At 71.2% G+C, this 15,602-nt stretch carries 14 protein-coding genes; 5 read left to right on the top strand and 9 right to left on the bottom strand.

The window, feature by feature from the left end:
* Positions 1-164: 164 nt before the first annotated feature.
* From KME80_RS15245 to glgX, 5 genes are all read right to left on the bottom strand, one after another.
* Positions 165-1,103 carry a hypothetical protein gene (locus KME80_RS15245; protein ID WP_219505546.1) on the bottom strand — a complete coding sequence of 313 codons (939 nt, stop codon included), beginning with the start codon at positions 1,101-1,103 and terminating at the stop codon, positions 165-167.
* An 83-nt stretch (positions 1,104-1,186) separates the two neighbouring features.
* The gene (locus tag KME80_RS15240; RefSeq protein WP_219505543.1) at positions 1,187-2,110 is read right to left on the bottom strand and encodes a Nif3-like dinuclear metal center hexameric protein; all 924 of its coding nucleotides are present in this window, start codon (positions 2,108-2,110) and stop codon (positions 1,187-1,189) included.
* A gap of 192 nt (positions 2,111-2,302) precedes the next feature.
* Positions 2,303-4,012, bottom strand: a complete 1,710-nt coding sequence (gene treZ / locus KME80_RS15235) for a malto-oligosyltrehalose trehalohydrolase (RefSeq protein ID WP_308125770.1) — start codon at positions 4,010-4,012, stop codon at positions 2,303-2,305.
* Position 4,013: 1 nt separating this feature from the next.
* Positions 4,014-6,122: a malto-oligosyltrehalose synthase gene (treY, locus tag KME80_RS15230; protein ID WP_219505539.1), complete on the bottom strand. Its 2,109-nt coding sequence runs from the start codon at positions 6,120-6,122 to the stop codon at positions 4,014-4,016.
* Entirely contained in the window at positions 6,115-8,208 is a 2,094-nt protein-coding gene (gene glgX, locus KME80_RS15225) for a glycogen debranching protein GlgX (RefSeq protein WP_219505537.1), read from the bottom strand. Before glgX ends, treY begins: the two co-directional genes overlap by 8 nt.
* Positions 8,209-8,418: 210 nt before the next feature.
* Here glgX and mscL point away from each other — a divergent pair, with 210 nt between their 5' ends.
* Both mscL and KME80_RS15215 read left to right on the top strand, forming a co-directional pair.
* The gene (mscL, locus tag KME80_RS15220; RefSeq protein WP_219505535.1) at positions 8,419-8,841 is read left to right on the top strand and encodes a large conductance mechanosensitive channel protein MscL; all 423 of its coding nucleotides are present in this window, start codon (positions 8,419-8,421) and stop codon (positions 8,839-8,841) included.
* A 130-nt stretch (positions 8,842-8,971) separates the two neighbouring features.
* Complete coding sequence (locus KME80_RS15215; protein WP_308125769.1) at positions 8,972-9,547, top strand: hypothetical protein; 576 nt, start codon at positions 8,972-8,974, stop codon at positions 9,545-9,547.
* Here the strand turns inward: KME80_RS15215 and KME80_RS15210 are convergent.
* Together KME80_RS15210 and KME80_RS15205 are read right to left on the bottom strand one after the other, a co-directional pair.
* The gene (locus tag KME80_RS15210; RefSeq protein ID WP_219505533.1) at positions 9,544-10,092 is read right to left on the bottom strand and encodes a phosphatase PAP2 family protein; all 549 of its coding nucleotides are present in this window, start codon (positions 10,090-10,092) and stop codon (positions 9,544-9,546) included. The two genes, KME80_RS15215 and KME80_RS15210, sit on opposite strands and share 4 nt — an antisense overlap.
* Positions 10,093-10,171: 79 nt before the next feature.
* Positions 10,172-10,474, bottom strand: coding sequence for a hypothetical protein (locus KME80_RS15205; RefSeq protein WP_219505532.1), 303 nt, complete (start codon positions 10,472-10,474; stop codon positions 10,172-10,174).
* 77 nt (positions 10,475-10,551) lie between these two features.
* On the opposite strand from KME80_RS15205, the gene KME80_RS15200 reads away from it, so the two are divergent.
* On the top strand, positions 10,552-11,346 hold the full coding sequence (locus tag KME80_RS15200) for a universal stress protein (protein WP_308125768.1): 795 nt from the start codon (positions 10,552-10,554) through the stop codon (positions 11,344-11,346).
* On the opposite strand, the gene KME80_RS15195 is transcribed toward KME80_RS15200, so the two are convergent.
* Both KME80_RS15195 and KME80_RS15190 read right to left on the bottom strand, forming a co-directional pair.
* Positions 11,343-12,458 (bottom strand): glycosyltransferase, encoded by a 1,116-nt coding sequence (locus KME80_RS15195; RefSeq protein WP_219505529.1) that lies wholly within the window; start codon positions 12,456-12,458, stop codon positions 11,343-11,345. The two genes, KME80_RS15200 and KME80_RS15195, sit on opposite strands and share 4 nt — an antisense overlap.
* Positions 12,455-13,429: a glucosyl-3-phosphoglycerate synthase gene (locus tag KME80_RS15190; protein WP_219505526.1), complete on the bottom strand. Its 975-nt coding sequence runs from the start codon at positions 13,427-13,429 to the stop codon at positions 12,455-12,457. The genes KME80_RS15195 and KME80_RS15190 overlap by 4 nt, the downstream gene beginning before the upstream one ends.
* 105 nt (positions 13,430-13,534) lie before the next feature.
* Here KME80_RS15190 and KME80_RS15185 point away from each other — a divergent pair, with 105 nt between their 5' ends.
* Both KME80_RS15185 and KME80_RS15180 read left to right on the top strand, forming a co-directional pair.
* The gene (locus KME80_RS15185; protein ID WP_219505524.1) at positions 13,535-14,485 is read left to right on the top strand and encodes a Gfo/Idh/MocA family protein; all 951 of its coding nucleotides are present in this window, start codon (positions 13,535-13,537) and stop codon (positions 14,483-14,485) included.
* Positions 14,478-15,596: a zinc-binding dehydrogenase gene (locus KME80_RS15180; RefSeq protein ID WP_219505522.1), complete on the top strand. Its 1,119-nt coding sequence runs from the start codon at positions 14,478-14,480 to the stop codon at positions 15,594-15,596. Before KME80_RS15185 ends, KME80_RS15180 begins: the two co-directional genes overlap by 8 nt.
* Positions 15,597-15,602: the final 6 nt, after the last annotated feature.

Below are 15,602 nucleotides of genomic sequence, written 5' to 3'. Positions count from 1 at the left end.
AAGGGCGGGTGGGTGAAAGGGCGGGTGGGTGAAAGGGCGGGCGGGTGAAAGGGCGGGTGGGGGCTGAGGTGAAGGGGCCGGGGGGCTTGGGGCTTCGGCGGGCCGTGCCAGGTTCGTGGGTTGCGGCCCTGCGAGGCACAAGGGCGTGCCCCTGGTTGGCGGGGTTAGGCGGTTAGGAGGTGTTCTCGTTCCTGGAGGAGTTGGGTGTGGAGGGCTGCGAGGTCGTTTCGCTGGACGGTGAGGGTGTGGAGGGAGGTGCCCAGCCACTGGGACATGGCTGTCACGGCGTTGCGGGTGCGGTTGATGCGCTGGTGTTTGAGGGCGTCGGTGATGATGTTGTCGAAGAAGGTGTCGGCGAACCAGCGGGTGTCCACCTTGGGGAGTCGTGGGGTGGCGGTCCAGCCGATGTCGGCGAGTTCGCGGGAGAAGACGTCGAGGGCGCGCTGGGCGTGCCAGGCGACCTGGTCGGCTGCTCTGAGGTGGTGGTGTTCGACCGCGTCGGCGAAGGCACCGCCGCCGAGCATGTCGAAGGTGGAGGCGCCGTGGGCATGCTTGAGGAGGGCGAGCATCTCCGCGACCGCGCGGCGGGCCGTGTCGCCCGCCTGGATGGCCTCGTCGTGCTCTCGGAGGTCGGCCTCGGTGTCGGCCAGTTGGGTGGCCAGGTCGATGAGGCGTTGCGCCCGGGGGTCGGCCAGGTTGACCAGGAGGCTTTCCTTGTCGGCCAATGCCTGCTCGTAGGCTTCGGCGGCGCCGGCCAGGTGGGACAGCACCCGGTCCGTGGCTTCGAGGTCGGCGGTGAGGTCGGTGAGGCGGTGGCGCTGGCCGTCGAGGCGTTCGGCGGCGGCCTGGGCCTCGGCTCGTTCGCGGGTCAGGCGCTCTTGTTTGCCGCCCGTCAGGCCCGCCAGGAACCCTGAGAAGCCGCCCTCCAGTCGGGTCACGTCCCGCTGTTCCTTCTTGAGCTCGGCCTCCAGCCGGGTGACTGCTTCGGTGACCTCCCTGAGCTGGGTGTTGACGGTGGAGCGCCGGGCGGCGAGCTGGTCGAACCTGCGAACGGCTTCACGTGTTTCCCGCAGGCGACGGTCGAGGTCTTCGATTGGGTCCACGACTTTGTGGACGAATGGGGGGCGGTGGGTGTTCCTCGGAGGGTTCCCGTGCCGGGTGGTGTTTCTGCATGGGGGTGGGCGTTTCAGGCCGCCAGGGCGGGGGTGGGGTGGGGGGCGCAGAGCCAGTCGTTGAGGGAGCCGGTGAAGCCGGAGGGTGGGCCGACGCGCAGGCAGGTGATCTGGTCGCCGCCGGTCGTGGGGGCGATCTTGAGGCGTCTGATGCTGCCTGTGCGGCCCAGGTCGGCCGGGGTGGTCGAGCAGGGGGTGAGGCGGACGCTCAAGGATGATGGCGGGCCGATGCGCAGGTGGTCGTCGATGAGGCGGAGGCGGGCGTCCGGGTGGGCGGCGAGGAAGGCCAGTTGGTCGGCCACCAGGCGGTGGGCGACCGTGCGGAGGAGGTCGGTGGCGCACAGGCGGTGGGCGCAGGCCGCGCCGTCGAGGGTGATCTCCGGCAGGGCGAAGCGGCTCAGCCCTCGGGAGGTGACGCTGAGCGCGTCGCAGGTGCCCGTGTCGGCGGGGTTCCACGGTGGGCAGGTGGCGTCGTCGTGGACGCGGACGTCCCAGCCGAGCCAGCCGTCGCCGAGATGGAACTTGGCGGGTTCCGCCACGGGGTGCGTGGGAGTGGGCCGAACGGGGTGGGGCTGGGTGGTGCCGGTCAGGGGGTCGATGAGGAGGCCGGCGCTGGCGAGGGTGCGGGCTGTGGCTCGGGCGAGCTGGGCGGCGGCCGGGAGGGCGGTGGGCGGGGTGGTGGCGGAGATGACGACGTGCTCGGTGGAGCGGCGCAGGAGGCGGCGTTCGGCGTCGGTGAAGGTGGTGGTGCCGGGCTGTCTCCAGGGGGTCGGGTGGTGGGTGAGGAGGAGGGACCGGGTGCCCGCCTGGGCGATGGCGGCCCGGCGGTAGGGGGTGCCGACGCGCCACGGCAGGGCGGTGAGCTCGAACGGCAGCCGTTCGACGGCGACGACGAACAGTGAGGTCAGCAGGGCTGGCAGGGCAAGGGCGATCTGCATGGCGGCCTCCCGGGGGATGGGTGCGGTGAGGCAGCCAGGATCGGGCAGCGGGGCGGCGGGGCGTGGAGGAGAACGGCGTTCTGTGGACGGTGGAGGAGGGAGGCCGCCGTGCCTGTGGACGACGGGCGCGCGGGCCCTCTCCTATGGACGACGGGCGCCCCGGCTCTCCCCTGTGGATGGCGGGTGGAGGGGCTAGGGCGTGGGAGGCGGGGGGCGGTGGATGACCAGGGATTGGCCGGGGAGGCGGATGCCGTCCTCACCTGCCTCGATCGGCTCGTCGGAGGCCAGGAGCACCGTGCCCAGCGTGCCCGGCAGGGTGCGGGTCTCGGTGCTGAGGTTGACGCTGACCGCCAGCGGACCACGCCGCACCACGAGCCAGTCGCCCGCCGGGTCCGTCTCGACGCGCACCCGGTCCAGGCGCGGGTCCGACAGTTCGGGCAGCGCCTTGCGCAGCGCGATGAGGTCGCGGTACCAGCACAGCAGCGACCAGTGCTCCTCCCCCTTGAGCTCGTCCCAGTCGAGTTTGGAGCGCAGGAACGTCTCCTCGTCCGACGGGTCGGGCGCCTCCCAGGCGTAGCCGAAGCCTTCGAACTCCTTCTGCCTCCGCCCGCCCTCGCTCTCGCGCAGGTGGGGCTCAACGTGGTCGGAGAAGAACAGGAACGGCGTCCCGGCCCCCCACTCCTCCCCCATGAACAGCATCGGTGTGAACGGTGAGGTGAGCAGCAGCCCGGCGCCGAGTTTGAGCGCGGGCATCGGCAGCCGGTCGCCGGCGGGCCGGTTGCCGATCTGGTCGTGGTTCTGCAGGCAGGCGACGAGCCGGTGGCCGGGGACTCCGGTGAAGGGGGCGCCGTGGGCGCGTTCGCGGAAGCTGGAGTAGCCGCCGTCGTGCAGGACGCCGCGGGTCAGCACCTTGGCCAGGGCGGGCAGGCCGGCGAAGTCGGCGTAGTAGCCGTGGGTCTCGCCGCTGACGGCGGTGTGGAGGGCGTGGTGGACGTCGTCGTCCCATTGGGCGGTCATGCCGAGCCCGCCGGCGTCGCGGGACCGTACCATGCGGGGGTCGTTGAGGTCGGATTCGGCGATGAGCGTGAGGGGCCGGCCGAGGGAGCAGGCGAGGGCGTCGGCCTCGTCGGCGAGTTCGGCGAGCAGGTGGGTGGCCCGGCGGTCGTGCAGCGCGTGGACGGCGTCGAGCCGGAGCCCGTCGAGGTGGTAGTCGCGCAGCCATTGGAGCGCGTTGTCGATGAAGTAGCGTCGCACCACGTCGGAGCCGGGCCCGTCGAGGTTGACCGCTTCGCCCCAGTAGCTACCGGCGAAGCCGGAGAAGTACGGGCCGAAGGGGTGCAGGAAGTTGCCCGACGGTCCGAGATGGTTGTAGACGACGTCGAGGAGGACGCCGAGGCCGGCCCGGTGGCAGGCGTCGACGAAGGTCTTGAGTCCGTCGGGGCCGCCGTAGGTCTCGTTGACGGCGTAGAGGTCGACGCCGTCGTAGCCCCAGTTGCGGGTGCCGGGCACGGGCGCGACCGGCATGATCTCGACGAGGTCGACGCCGAGCTCCACCAGGTGCTGGAGCCTGTCGGCGGCCGCCTCGAAGGTGCCCTCGGGGGTGAAGGTGCCGATGTGCAGCTCGTAGATCACGCTGCCGCGCAGGTCGCGGCCCTTCCAGTCGTGGTCGGCCCAGGTGAAGCGGTCGTGCTCGTAGACGGCGCTGGGGCCGAAGACGCCTTCGGGCTGGCGGCGCGAGCGCGGGTCGGGGTAGGGCCCGTCGCCGTCGAGCACGAACCCGTAGCGGCTGCCGTGGCCGGCCTCGGCCACCTCGGCGGACCACCAGCCGCCCGCGCCGGCGGTGAGGGGGTGCCGCCGGCCGTCCACGTCCACGTCGACGGCCGTGGCTCTGGGTGCCCACACCTCAAAGATCATGTCTCTCCAGGAGTGCGACGGGATACGTACCGAGCAGGTGGGCGAGCGGGACGCGGCCGGTGTGCCGGCCGCCGGCGAGCAGGTCGCGCCAGTGGCCGGGCGGCAGCGTCAGCGTGGTGGCCCCCCAGCCGCGCCGGGCCAGGCGCACGGGCAGGCGGGTGGCGACGGCGACGGCGGCGGGCCGGTCGCCGCGAGCGAAGGCGATCACGTGCTCGGCGGCGTCGCCTTCGGCGCTCATGGGGGTGTACGCGGCGGCGGGTTCGAGGCGGCGGCGCAGCCGCAGCGCCTGGGTGGTGACGAGGAGCTTGGCCGCGTCCCACTCGGTGGCGGGTTCGCGGGGGAAGCTGACGGGCCGCCGGTTGTCCGGGTCGACCAGGGAGAAGTCGGTCATCTCGTTGCCCTGGTAGACGTCAGGCACGCCGGGCATCATGAGCTGCACGAGCTTGGCGCCGAGCGAGTTGGACATCGCGTAGGGGTCGATGCGCCGGGTGAACGCGCCCACGTCGAGCCGCACCGCGGCCTCGGCGAAGGCGCGCAGGCGCTGCTCGTAGCCGGGGTCGGGGCGGATCCAGGAGATCGCCGTCTTGGCCTCGCGGGCGGCCTTGAGCAGGTAGTCGGTGAACCGCTCGGCGGAGATCGGCCAGGCGGCCATGAGGTTCTGCCAGGCGAGGTAGTCGAGGTGGCGGTCGAAGCTCAGCTCGGCCGACCAGCCCGCGACGGCCTCCGCCCACTCCTCGGGCAGCTCCGACAGCACCGACAGCCTGGCCCGCACGTCCTCGGAGCGTTTGGTGTCGTGGGTGGACAGCGTGGTCATGGAGTGGGGCGGCATGCTCGCGCAGAACGCGTGGAACTCCTCGGCGGAGAGCCCGAACAGGTCGGGTTCGCCGCCGACCTCGTTCAGGCACGACAGCGGGAACCACCGGTAGAGCGCGGTGTCCTCGACGCCCTTGGCCATCACGGGCCCGCACGCCTGCTGGAAGCGGATGATCGCCTCGGGCGAGCCGTACAGGGCCTGCTGGACGAGCGGCCGGACGGCGGGTGAGCAGGCTGCGGCGGCCTGCTCGACGATCTCCACGGACCGGCGCGGCGGCGGCTCGCCGGGCACCACGTAGGCGCGGTAGACGGGCATGGCGGCGAGCAGTTCGGCGGCGGCCTCGGGGGTGCAGGAGGCGGCGCGGGCCAGGCGGCGCACCTCGGGGCCGAAGAACAGGTCGATGACCTCGCGTTTGGCCCTGGCCATGACCGCGTGGTAGTTCTCGGGCTCGCCGGTCAGGCGGGTGAACAGCTCGACCAGCGGCGCCTTGCCCTCGGGGTCGACGAACAGGCCGTTGACGCGGTTGAGCGCCTCGTAACCGGTGGTGCCGTCGCACGCCCAGTCGCCGGGCAGCCGTTCGGCGCCGATGAGGATCTTCTCCACGACCGTCCACACGCCGCCGGTCCTGGCGCGCAGCGCCTCCAGGTAGCCGCGCGGGTCGGCGAGCCCGTCGGGGTGGTCGATCCGCAGCCCGTCGACGAGCCCCTCGTCGAGCAGCCAGAAGATCACCTCGTGGGTGGCGAAGAACACCTCCGGGTCCTCGACGCGCAGCCCGATCAGCGTCGAGACGTCGAAGAAGCGCCGGTAGCCTGGGCCTTCCCGCCAGTCGACCAGCTTGTGGTAGCCGGGCTGGGGGTAGCCGCGCTCGGCCTCGGCCGGGTCGGTGTCGTCGCCGAGGACCGGCAGCGCCACCTTCCCGCCGTCCCACTCGATGTCGAACCAGCGGGCGTACGGCGAGCCGGGCCCGTCGCGGAGCACGGCCATGAACCGCTCGTTCTCGGTGTTCATGTGGTTGGGGACCAGGTCGAGGACGATGCCCAGGTCGTGGGCGGCCAGCCGCTGGGCCATCTCCCTGAAGCCCTGCGCGCCGCCGAACTCCTCGCGGACGCGGGAGTGGTCGGTGACGTCGTAGCCGTGGCGGGAGCCGGGCACGGCCTGGAGGATCGGCGACAGGTAGACGTGGGTGACGCCGAGGTCGCGCAGGTAGCCGGCGAGGTCGGCGACCTGGGCGAAGCCGAAGTCGGGGGTCAGCTGGAGGCGGTAGGTCGAGATCGGCCTAGACACGGCGCAACACCCGCACGCTGCGTCCGGGCACGGCCACTCCCTCGCCCGCCCGGCACATCCGGACGTCCAGCCTGATCGGCATGGCGGTGTCGATCTCGGTCTGCCACATCTCTCCGTAGTCCTTGGGGATCGTGAACCTGATCGTGTCGTGGTGCGCGTTGAACAGCAGCAGGAACGAGTCGTCCCTGATGGGCCGGCCGCGGCGGTCGGGCTCGGTGATGGCGTCGCCGTTGAGGAAGACGGCCAGCGACTTGGCGTAGCCGACGTTCCAGTCGCTGTCGGTCATCTCCTCCCCGGACGGGGTGAGCCAGGCGATGTCGCTCAGGCCGCGCACCGGTTTGCCGTAGAAGAATCTCCTGCGGCGGAACACCGGATGCTTCTTGCGCAGCGCCGCCAGGCTCTGGGTGAACTCCAGCAGCAGCCAGTTCTCCCTGACGTCGGACCAGTCGACCCAGGTGATCTCGTTGTCCTGGCAGTAGCCGTTGTTGTTGCCCTGCTGGGTGCGGCCCAGCTCGTCGCCGTGGGAGAGCATCGGCACGCCCTGCGACAGGAACAGCGTGGTGAGGAAGTTGCGTTTCTGCTGCTCACGCAGGGATTCGACGGCCCAGTCGGCCGGGCCTTCCGCGCCGCAGTTCCAGGACCGGTTGTCGTCGGTGCCGTCGCGGTTGCCCTCCTTGTTGGCCTCGTTGTGCTTGTGGTCGTACGAGACGAGGTCCTGGAGGGTGAAGCCGTCGTGGCAGGTGACGAAGTTGATCGAGGCGGCGGGGCGGCGGGTGTCGGCCTGGTAGAGGTCGCTGGAGCCGGTGAAGCGGTAGCCGAACTCCGGCATGGTGGCCGGCTGCCCGCGCCACAGGTCGCGGATGGTGTCGCGGTAGCGGCCGTTCCACTCGGTCCAGCGTGAGGGGAAGTTGCCGACCTGGTAGCCGCCGGGGCCGACGTCCCAGGGCTCGGCGATGAGCTTGACCTGGGACAGCACGGGGTCCTGCTGGACCAGGTCGAAGAAGGCGCTCAGCCGGTCGACCTCGTGCAGCTCGCGGGCCAGCGTCGAGGCGAGGTCGAAGCGGAACCCGTCGACGTGCATCTCGATCACCCAGTAGCGCAGCGAGTCCATGATCATCTGGAGCACGTGCGGTGACCGCATGAGCAGGCTGTTGCCGGTGCCGGTGGTGTCGACGTAGTAGCGCTTGTCGGTGGGCACGAGCCGGTAGTAGTCGGGGTTGTCGATGCCCTTGAAGCTGAGCGTCGGCCCGAGGTGGTTGCCCTCGGCGGTGTGGTTGTAGACGACGTCGAGGATGACCTCGATGCCGGCCTCGTGCAGCGCCCGCACCATGGCCTTGAACTCCAGCACCTGCCCGCCGCGCTGGCCCTGGCTGGAGTAGCGGTTGTGCGGGGCGAAGAAGCCGATCGAGTTGTAGCCCCAGTAGTTGGACAGCCCGCGCTGCTCCAGGATGTGGTCGGTGACGAACTGGTGGACCGGCATGAGCTCCAGCGCGGTCACGCCGAGCTTGGTCAGGTGGTCGAGGATCTCGGGGTGGCCGAGGGCCGCGTAGGTGCCGCGCAGGTGCTTGGGGATCTTCGGATGCCCTATCGTCAGCCCGCGCACGTGCGCCTCGTAGATCACGGTGTCGTGGTACGGGGTCGCGGGCGGCCGGTCGTGGCCCCAGCCGAAGAACGGGTTGATGACGATCGAGCGCGGCACGTACCGGGCGGAGTCCTTGTCGTTGCGCGTGTCGGGCGAGCCGAAGCGGTAGCCGTAGACCGCCTCGTTCCACGTCACCCCGCCCTCGATCGCCATCGCGTACGGGTCGAGCAGCAGCTTGGCCGGGTTGCAGCGCAGGCCGCGCGCCGGGTCGTAGGGGCCGTGCACCCGGTAGCCGTAGCGCTGGCCGGGGCCGATGCCCGGCAGGTAGCCGTGCCAGATGAACCCGTCGACCTCGCTCAGCCGTACGCGGGACTCCTTGTTGTCGTCGTCGAACAGGCACAGCTCGACGGCGTCGGCGACCTCGGTGTAGAGCGAGAAGTTGGTGCCCGCGCCGTCGTAGGTGGCCCCGAGTGGATACGGATCTCCCGGCCAGACTTCGATCATCGAGGCTCCCTCACGGTCTCTCCCATGTTCCGTTCCCCCGCTCCCCCGGACAAGCCGTCGGGCATCACGTTCCTTCCCCGGCCCTCCGGACGATCACCTCAAGGCTGCGGCAAAACGGGTGGGCCGCCTCCCCTGGCGCGGCTGGGGAGGCGGCCCACGTACTCCAGCATGAGGGTTTGGTCCGCTTTTGCCCGGCTACATAGCCCTTCCATGGGCGGTTTCAAGAAATTTCTGTTACGCGGAAACATCGTGGAGCTGGCGGTCGCGGTGATCGTCGGGGCCACGTTCAGCGGGCTGGTGCAGGCGCTGGTCAGGGACCTGGTGACGCCGCTGATCGGGGCGGTCACCGGCGGGCGGCAGCCGAACTTCGCCGAGTACTCCTTCACCGTCAACGGCAGCGAGTTCAAGTACGGCGACTTCGTCAACCATCTGATCACGTTCCTGCTGATCGCGGCCATCGTGTACTGGCTGGTCGTGATGCCGATGACGCGGCTGATCAGCCTGTTCGACCGGAACGAGAAGGCGGCCACCAAGCAGTGCCCCGAGTGCGTCGGCGACATCCCGGCCGAGGCGCGCCGGTGCATGCACTGCACGGTGGAGCTGGTCCCGGCCTCCGAGAAGCCGGACCGATAACCGACATATCCGGAAAAGGTGCGACCCACCACGCCGACGCCACGCGGACGACGGGCGCGCTGGGCGTGGGTTTCGTGTTCTTACGGCCACTACCGCACCAAGTGCGGCGACAGTTCGACAAGATGGACGGGTGAGCGTTGAGTTGATGGTCTGGGACGAGCCCGCCCCTATCTCCAGAGACCGGGCGCGGGCCGCGTACCTGGAGGTCAAGAAGACCGAGCCCGTCAGCGGGGAGCTGCCGGAGATCTCCAAGGAGCTGCCCGGGATCGTCACCGCCTACGACGATCACGTGCTGGTGACGATGGACCTGGACACCATGGACGAGATGTCGGCCCAGGTGTTCGCGACCGCACGGGCGCACGGGCTGGTGTGCTACGACCCGCAGCGCGACCTGGTGCACAACGTCGCGCCGCTGGGCGTCTACGCGGGCATGCAGCTCCACACCGGCGACGGCCTGATCGTGCACGACCCGGACCTGGGCCTGGTGCACGACGTGCTCGCGACGATGTCGCCGCAGAACCCGTTCACGGCCCTGGTCACCTTCGGCCACCACTTCATCCAGGTGTCGCCGGGCTTCGAGCTGGAGTACAAGGAGGGCTCGCTGGTCCGCACCCTGGTGGAGGACCTGGAGGAAGTGCGGCGTGCCTTCCACGAGTACGCGACGGGCGAGCGGGGATTCCTGACCCGTCACGAGTGGTCGACCTAGCGGGCGGCCAGGCGTAGCCGGGCCAGCTTGACGACCGGGGTGACGGCGCCCACCAGCAGCAGCGCGAACAGGGGCGCGAGCACCAGGCCGAGCACGAACCCGGCGGCCACGTCGTGCGGGTAGTGCACGCCGACGAACACCCGCGAGAACGCCATGACGGCCGCCAGCGGGACGACCGCCCAGGCGAGCGTGCGCCACGCCAGCACCAGCGCTCCCGCCGCGCCCGCGGCGATGACGGCGTGGTTGCTGGGGAACGACCAGTCGTCCACCGGCGGGCAGGCGGCGATCGTCGCGATCCCGCCCCGGCACGGCCGGTCCTCGCGCACCACGGTCTTGAGCACCTCGCTCACCACGTACGCGCACACCACTCCGGCCGGGCCGGCGATGGTGATCGCCAGGTCGCGGGCGGGGGCGTTGCGGGCCCGCCAGAAGCAGAGCAGGAACAGCGCGGCGAAGACGAACAGCCCGCCGTCGGTGCCGACCTCGGCGAAGGTGTGCAGCCAGGCGGGCGTGGAGAGTGCGAAGTCGACGATGTCGCGGTACAACTCGTGTCCAATCCATTAACAGGTGATGGACACGACATTATGAATGGATCTTGGGCTTCGCCTCAGCCGAAAGGACGACCTAGGCGAGGAACCTGCGATCGAGGTCCAGATACTGCTGGCGCAGCTCGCCCTCGGTGATGAGCCCGCGGTCGAACGCCTCCGTCGTGGCGTCGCGCTCCGCGACGTAACAGGCGGCCATGATCTCGCTGCGCAGCGGCGTGAAGCCGCGCTCGACGCAGTCGGCGAACACGCTGACCTTGCCCGCCACGGTTTCCGGGGCGACGGTGCAGGCGAGGTCCTGGGCCTTGAGCTGGGCTACGGCCTCACGCAGCGTGACCGGGCCGAGGGAGCCGTTGAACCTGGTGTCAAGAGTGATCTTCACTTTCTTACGCCTCCGCATGTTTGAAACGTCCTGAAAAGGCGGCGTATTCCCTGGTCACAGCGGGTAAGAGGGCATGCGTGATCGGAGAGCACGTGATCGTCGGCTACACCGACGACGCCGGCGGGCGTGACGCTCTCGCCCTGGGCGCCGCCATCACGCGGATCACCGGCGGGGAGCTCACGGTGGCGGCGATCTACCCCCCGGGCAGCCCGGGGCTGGCCGTCGAGGCGCAGGCCGCGCTGGCGCACGCCGCCGGGCTGCTGGAGGACACCCCGGCCGGGTTCATGGCGTTCGAGAGCAGGGGCGCGGGACGCGGCCTGGCCGTGCTGGCCAGCCGCATCAAGGCCGACCTGATCGTCGTCGGGTCGGCCGACGGCGGGCAGCACGGGCTCATCTCCCTCGGCAGCACCGCCTCCCACCTGCTGCACCTGTCGCCGGAGGCGGTGGTGGCGGTGCCCGCCGGTTACGCGCCGCCCGAGCGGCCCGCCCGGCTGACGCTGGCGTACGTGCACCGGCCGCAGTGCGACGCGGCGGTCCCCCGGGTGGCGGAGGCCGCGCTCCGGCTCGGCGTGCCGCTCCGGCTGATCACCTTCGACCTGCGCACGGACGACCCTGAGCGCATCCGCGACGACCTGGCCCTGGCCGTCCGCCTGGCCTGGGAGAGCACCGGCCTCGAAGCCGAGGCGGACGTCGCCGAAGGGCACGACGTGGCCGCCGCCGTGGCCGCGGCCGAATGGCTGCCGGGCGAGCTGCTGGTCTGCGCGGCCAGCGAGGACGCCCAGCCGCACCGGGTGTTCATCGGCGAGCTGGCGATGAAGCTGCTGCGCGCCTCGGCCTGCCCCGTCGCGGTGCTGCCCCGGGGTTTCGTCTAGCGGCGCCGGGCCCGCTCGTACAGCTCCAGGTAGCGATCGGCCATGACGGCCGGGGAGAAGCGGCGGCGGGCCTCACGCCGGCACTCCTCCGGGTCCAGCTCGTCCACCCGCAGCACCCACTCGGCCAGCTCCTCCTCGGTGTCGGCGAGGAAGCCGGTGCGGCCGTGCTCGATGATCTCGGGCAGGCAGCCGCGCCGCAGCCCGATGGGCGGGACGCCGAGCGCCAGCGCCTCGACGACGGCGGTGCCGCCCGGCTCGTCCCACTGGATGGGGAACAGCGACGCGCGGGCGGAGGCGTACAGTCCGTCCCGCTCGGCGCCGCCGACCGAGCCGACCCACCGGGTCAGGTCGCCGTCCAGGTACGGGGTGACGCGCTCGACGAAGTAGCGCACGTCGGGGTGGCCGTGCAGCGGATGGCCCGGGTCCTGGGCGACGGCCTCCAGCTCGGCGGGCGAGTTCAGCCCGCTGACCGGGCCGGCCAGCACCAGCGGCAGGCCGAGCTTCTGGCACACCCGGGCGGCGATGTGCTGACCCTTGAGCCCGCAGACGCGGCCCATGACCACCAAGTGCTCGCCCCGTTCGACCCGGACGTCCTGGTCGGCGAGCGGGGTGGCCAGGTGGACGGCGCCGAGCGCGGCCTCGCGCAGCGCCTGCGGGGCGCGGGCGAGCTGCGACTGCGAGACGCCGTTGACGGCGATCGACTGCGGGAAGGCGGAGTAGAACTCGTGGTGCTTGCGCAGGTCCCAGTGCAGCGTGTGCAGGACGGGCGGGCCGCCCAGCGCGGACAGCACGGCGGGGCCGACGACCTCCAGGTGGTCGTGGACCAGGTCGATGTCGTCGCGCCCGCGCAGTTCGGCGGCCAGCCGCGTCTGGTGGGCGTGCGCGAGACCCATGACCTGGTTGTAGGGCTTCTGCAGGTGGGCGAACTGCCCTTCGGGGAAGACGCTGATGTGCTCGTCGGCCTCCAGCGTGCTCGATCCGACCGTCGCCAGCACGACCCGCACGCCGCGCTCGCGCAGCGCGGGGACGAGCGTGGCGACCACGTTCTCGATCCCGCCGTAGCCGGGGGGCGGCACCGCGAGCCACGGCCCCGCGTTCACCAGGACGTTCATGCCACATCCTCCTCCAGTACGAGCGAGGCCAGCGGTGGCCGCTCGGCCACGGCCACATCCACCACGTCGGCCTGTCCTTCGAGTCCGAACTGCAGCAGCGTGTGCGCGGGAGGTCGCGAGGCGAGCACCCGGCCCTGGCGCTCCAGCCGGGACCAGGCGGTGAGCATGATCTGCCCGGCCATGCGGCCCAGCGCGGTGACCGACTGGTGGCTGTGGGTGCGGCAGCCGAGGTCGACCTGGGCCATCGCGTCCAGCCCGGCCACCTGGAGGAGGTCGACGAGCAGCCCGAACTCGACGCCGTACTCGGTGACGAACGGCACCCGCTCCAGGACCGAGCGGCGGGCCGCGTACTCGCCGCCGAGCGGCTGGCAGAAGCCGGACAGCTCGGGCCAGAACATGTTGAGCAGCGGCCTGGCGACCAGCTCGGTGACGCGCCCGCCGCCGCCGCGCCTGGCGACGCCGTCCTCGCCGGTGTAAGGCCGCTCGTAGGCGCCCTTGACGAACTGAATCCTGCGGTCCACGAGCAGCGGCCCGACCAGGCCGGAGACGAAGTGGGAGCCGAAGTCGCGCAGGTCGGAGTCCACGAAGACGACGATGTCCCCGGTGGAGGCGGCCAGGCCCTTCCACAGCGCCTCGCCCTTGCCGGTCAGCGGGGGCAGGTGGGGCAGCACGGCGTCCTGGGCCACCACGCGAGCTCCGGCGGCTGCCGCGCGGACGGCGGTGGCGTCGGTGGAGTGCGAGTCGACGACGAGGATCTCGTCCACGAGCGGCAACCGCTCGACCAGGTCACGGCGGATCGTGGTGACGATGTCACCGACGGTCGATTCCTCGTCGCGCGCCGGGAGCACGACGCTCACGGTGGTCGTCCCCTTGGCGAGGAGGAGGGCGTCGACCGGCCAGTCGGCCGCGGTGCTCGAGTGCGGCCCGTACCATTCCTCGACCCTTGCCAAGGCTCGCAGATCTGTCTCCATACAGTCAGCCCCGATCTCTGAGGTCACGGTCGGCGACATCTGCCCGCTCTACGAGTCTTCGAACATGTCTGTTTGTTTTCTGCAATACGTGGGATATGCCGGGTTATGTTCCCCACAACCCGCGTCGGCATCATCGGTGCCGGTAATGTCGCCGCTCGACATGCGGAAGTGCTGTCCGGATTCCCCGACGTGAAGATCGCCGGAATCGCCGACACCGATCTCGGCAGGGCTGAAGCACTGGCGTCGCAGCATGGCGCCCCCGCTTATGGCGGCCACGCCGACCTGCTGGAGGCCGGCGAACTGGACGCCGTCTATGTCTGTGTGCCTCCTTTCGCGCACGGTAACCCCGAGTTCGACGTCCTGTCGTGCGATATCCCCATATTCGTAGAAAAGCCACTCTCGCTGGACCTGGCCACCGCCGAGAAGATCGCCGACGAGCTCGACCGCCGCGGCCTGCCCTCGGCCGTCGGCCACCACTGGCGCTATCTGGACATCCTGGACCGCGCCCGGCACCTGCTGGGCGAGCGCCCGGTACGCCTCGCCCTGGGCCACTGGATGGACAAGGTGCCCCCGGTCGGCTGGTGGCTGAACTCCGCCATGTCCGGCGGCCAGACCGTCGAGCAGGCCGTCCACGTCCTGGACCTGGCGAGGCTGCTGGTGGGCGAGGTGACGATGGTGCACGCGGTGCCCGTCGACGGCGCGATGGACGGCGAGGTCGACCGGGCCACGGCGGCGGTCATGCGGTTCGCGGGCGGCGCGGCCGGGCTGCTGGCCACCACCTGCCTGCTGCGCGGCAAGCATCGGGTGGGCCTGGAGGTGTGCGCCGACGGCATCTCGCTGGAGCTGAGCGAGACCCGGCTGATGGTCGACGGCCAGGAGCTGGTGCAGGACGGCGGCCGGGCCAAGGAACTGGTGGACCGCGCGTTCATCGACGCCGTACAGGGTAAGGAGGCCGACGTGCGGGCGCCGTACCGGGAGGCACTGAAGACCCACCGGCTGGCGCTCGCCCTGGCGCGGTCGGCGCGGGAACGGGAGCCGGTGATGGTCGATGGCTGACAACGGGAACGGCTGGGTGCTGAGCATCGAGGGCCCCGGCGAGGTGACGCTGGCCGAGGACAAGCTCGGCGAGGTGCCCGACGGCGGCTTCCGTGTGGAGACCACCCACAGCGGCATCTCCGCCGGCACCGAGCTCACCTACGTCAAGGGCGACAACCCGTACCTGACCTCCACCTGGGACCCGGCGCTCGGGCTGTTCCAGCGGGGCGCGCCGTCGGTGGCCTATCCGGTGCGCGGCATCGGCTACATGCAGGTCGGCATGGTGGTCGAGACCCGCACCCGGGCGGTCGAGGAGGGCGCGCTGGTCGCGATGGCGTACGGGCACCGCACCGGCTACGTCGCCGACCCGATGCAGGACCGGTTCGTCGAGCTGCCCGGCGACCTCGACGCGATGCTCGGCGTCTACGTCGCCCACATGGGCCCGATCTGCGCCAACGGCCTGCTGCACGCCGCCGCCGACCTTTACGGCCAGAACGTGCACCAGCTCGGCGACGGCGTGCGCGGCAGGCGCGTCGTGGTGGTGGGCGCGGGCGTCGTCGGCCTGCTGACGGCCTCGTTCGCGCTCGCGCACGGCGCGGCGGAGGTCGTGGTCGTGGACGAGACGCCGGCCCGGCTGGCGGTCGCCGAGGCGCTCGGCGCCGACGCGCTGTCGGTCGCCGACGACCCGGCGGTGGAGCTGAAACGCCGCTGGCGGCACGGCCCCAACGACCGGGGCGCGGACGTGGTCTTCCAGTGCCGCGGCCAGGCCAGGGCGCTGGCCCTGGCGCTCAAGCTGCTGCGGCCCCAGGGCACCGCGATCGACCTGGCGTTCTACACGCAGGGCGCGGACGAGGTGCGGCTCGGCGAGGAGTTCCACCACAACGGGCTGTCGCTGCGGTGCGCCCAGATCGGGCGGGTGCCGCGCGGGCTGGCCCACGCGTGGGACCGCGAACGGCTGTCCCACGAGACCGTGGACCTGCTCAGGCGGCGCGGCGACCTGCTACGCCGGCACGTGATCACCGATGTCGTCGGCTTTGCCGAGGCTCCCCAGCTGATGGCCGACCTCGCGGGCCGCCGGCGGCATGCCGTGCAGGCCGTGCTCTGCGACCACGTCGAGGACGAGGGCCGCTGACCAGCT

This window comes from Nonomuraea ceibae (assembly GCF_019396325.1).
Classification (GTDB): Bacteria; Actinomycetota; Actinomycetes; order Streptosporangiales; family Streptosporangiaceae; genus Nonomuraea; species Nonomuraea ceibae.
Note: the sequence above shows the minus strand (reverse complement) of the source record. Positions and strands in the feature narration are given on the sequence as shown.

Coding starts and splice junctions, on each gene's coding strand:
- KME80_RS15240 (WP_219505543.1), bottom strand. CDS start 2,110: ATGCAGATCGCCCTTGCCCTGCCAGCCCTGCTGACCTCACTGTTCGTC.
- glgX (WP_219505537.1), bottom strand. CDS start 8,208: ATGATCGAAGTCTGGCCGGGAGATCCGTATCCACTCGGGGCCACCTAC.
- mscL (WP_219505535.1), top strand. CDS start 8,419: ATGGGCGGTTTCAAGAAATTTCTGTTACGCGGAAACATCGTGGAGCTG.
- KME80_RS15195 (WP_219505529.1), bottom strand. CDS start 12,458: ATGAACGTCCTGGTGAACGCGGGGCCGTGGCTCGCGGTGCCGCCCCCC.
- KME80_RS15190 (WP_219505526.1), bottom strand. CDS start 13,429: ATGGAGACAGATCTGCGAGCCTTGGCAAGGGTCGAGGAATGGTACGGG.
- KME80_RS15185 (WP_219505524.1), top strand. CDS start 13,535: ATGTTCCCCACAACCCGCGTCGGCATCATCGGTGCCGGTAATGTCGCC.
- KME80_RS15180 (WP_219505522.1), top strand. CDS start 14,478: ATGGCTGACAACGGGAACGGCTGGGTGCTGAGCATCGAGGGCCCCGGC.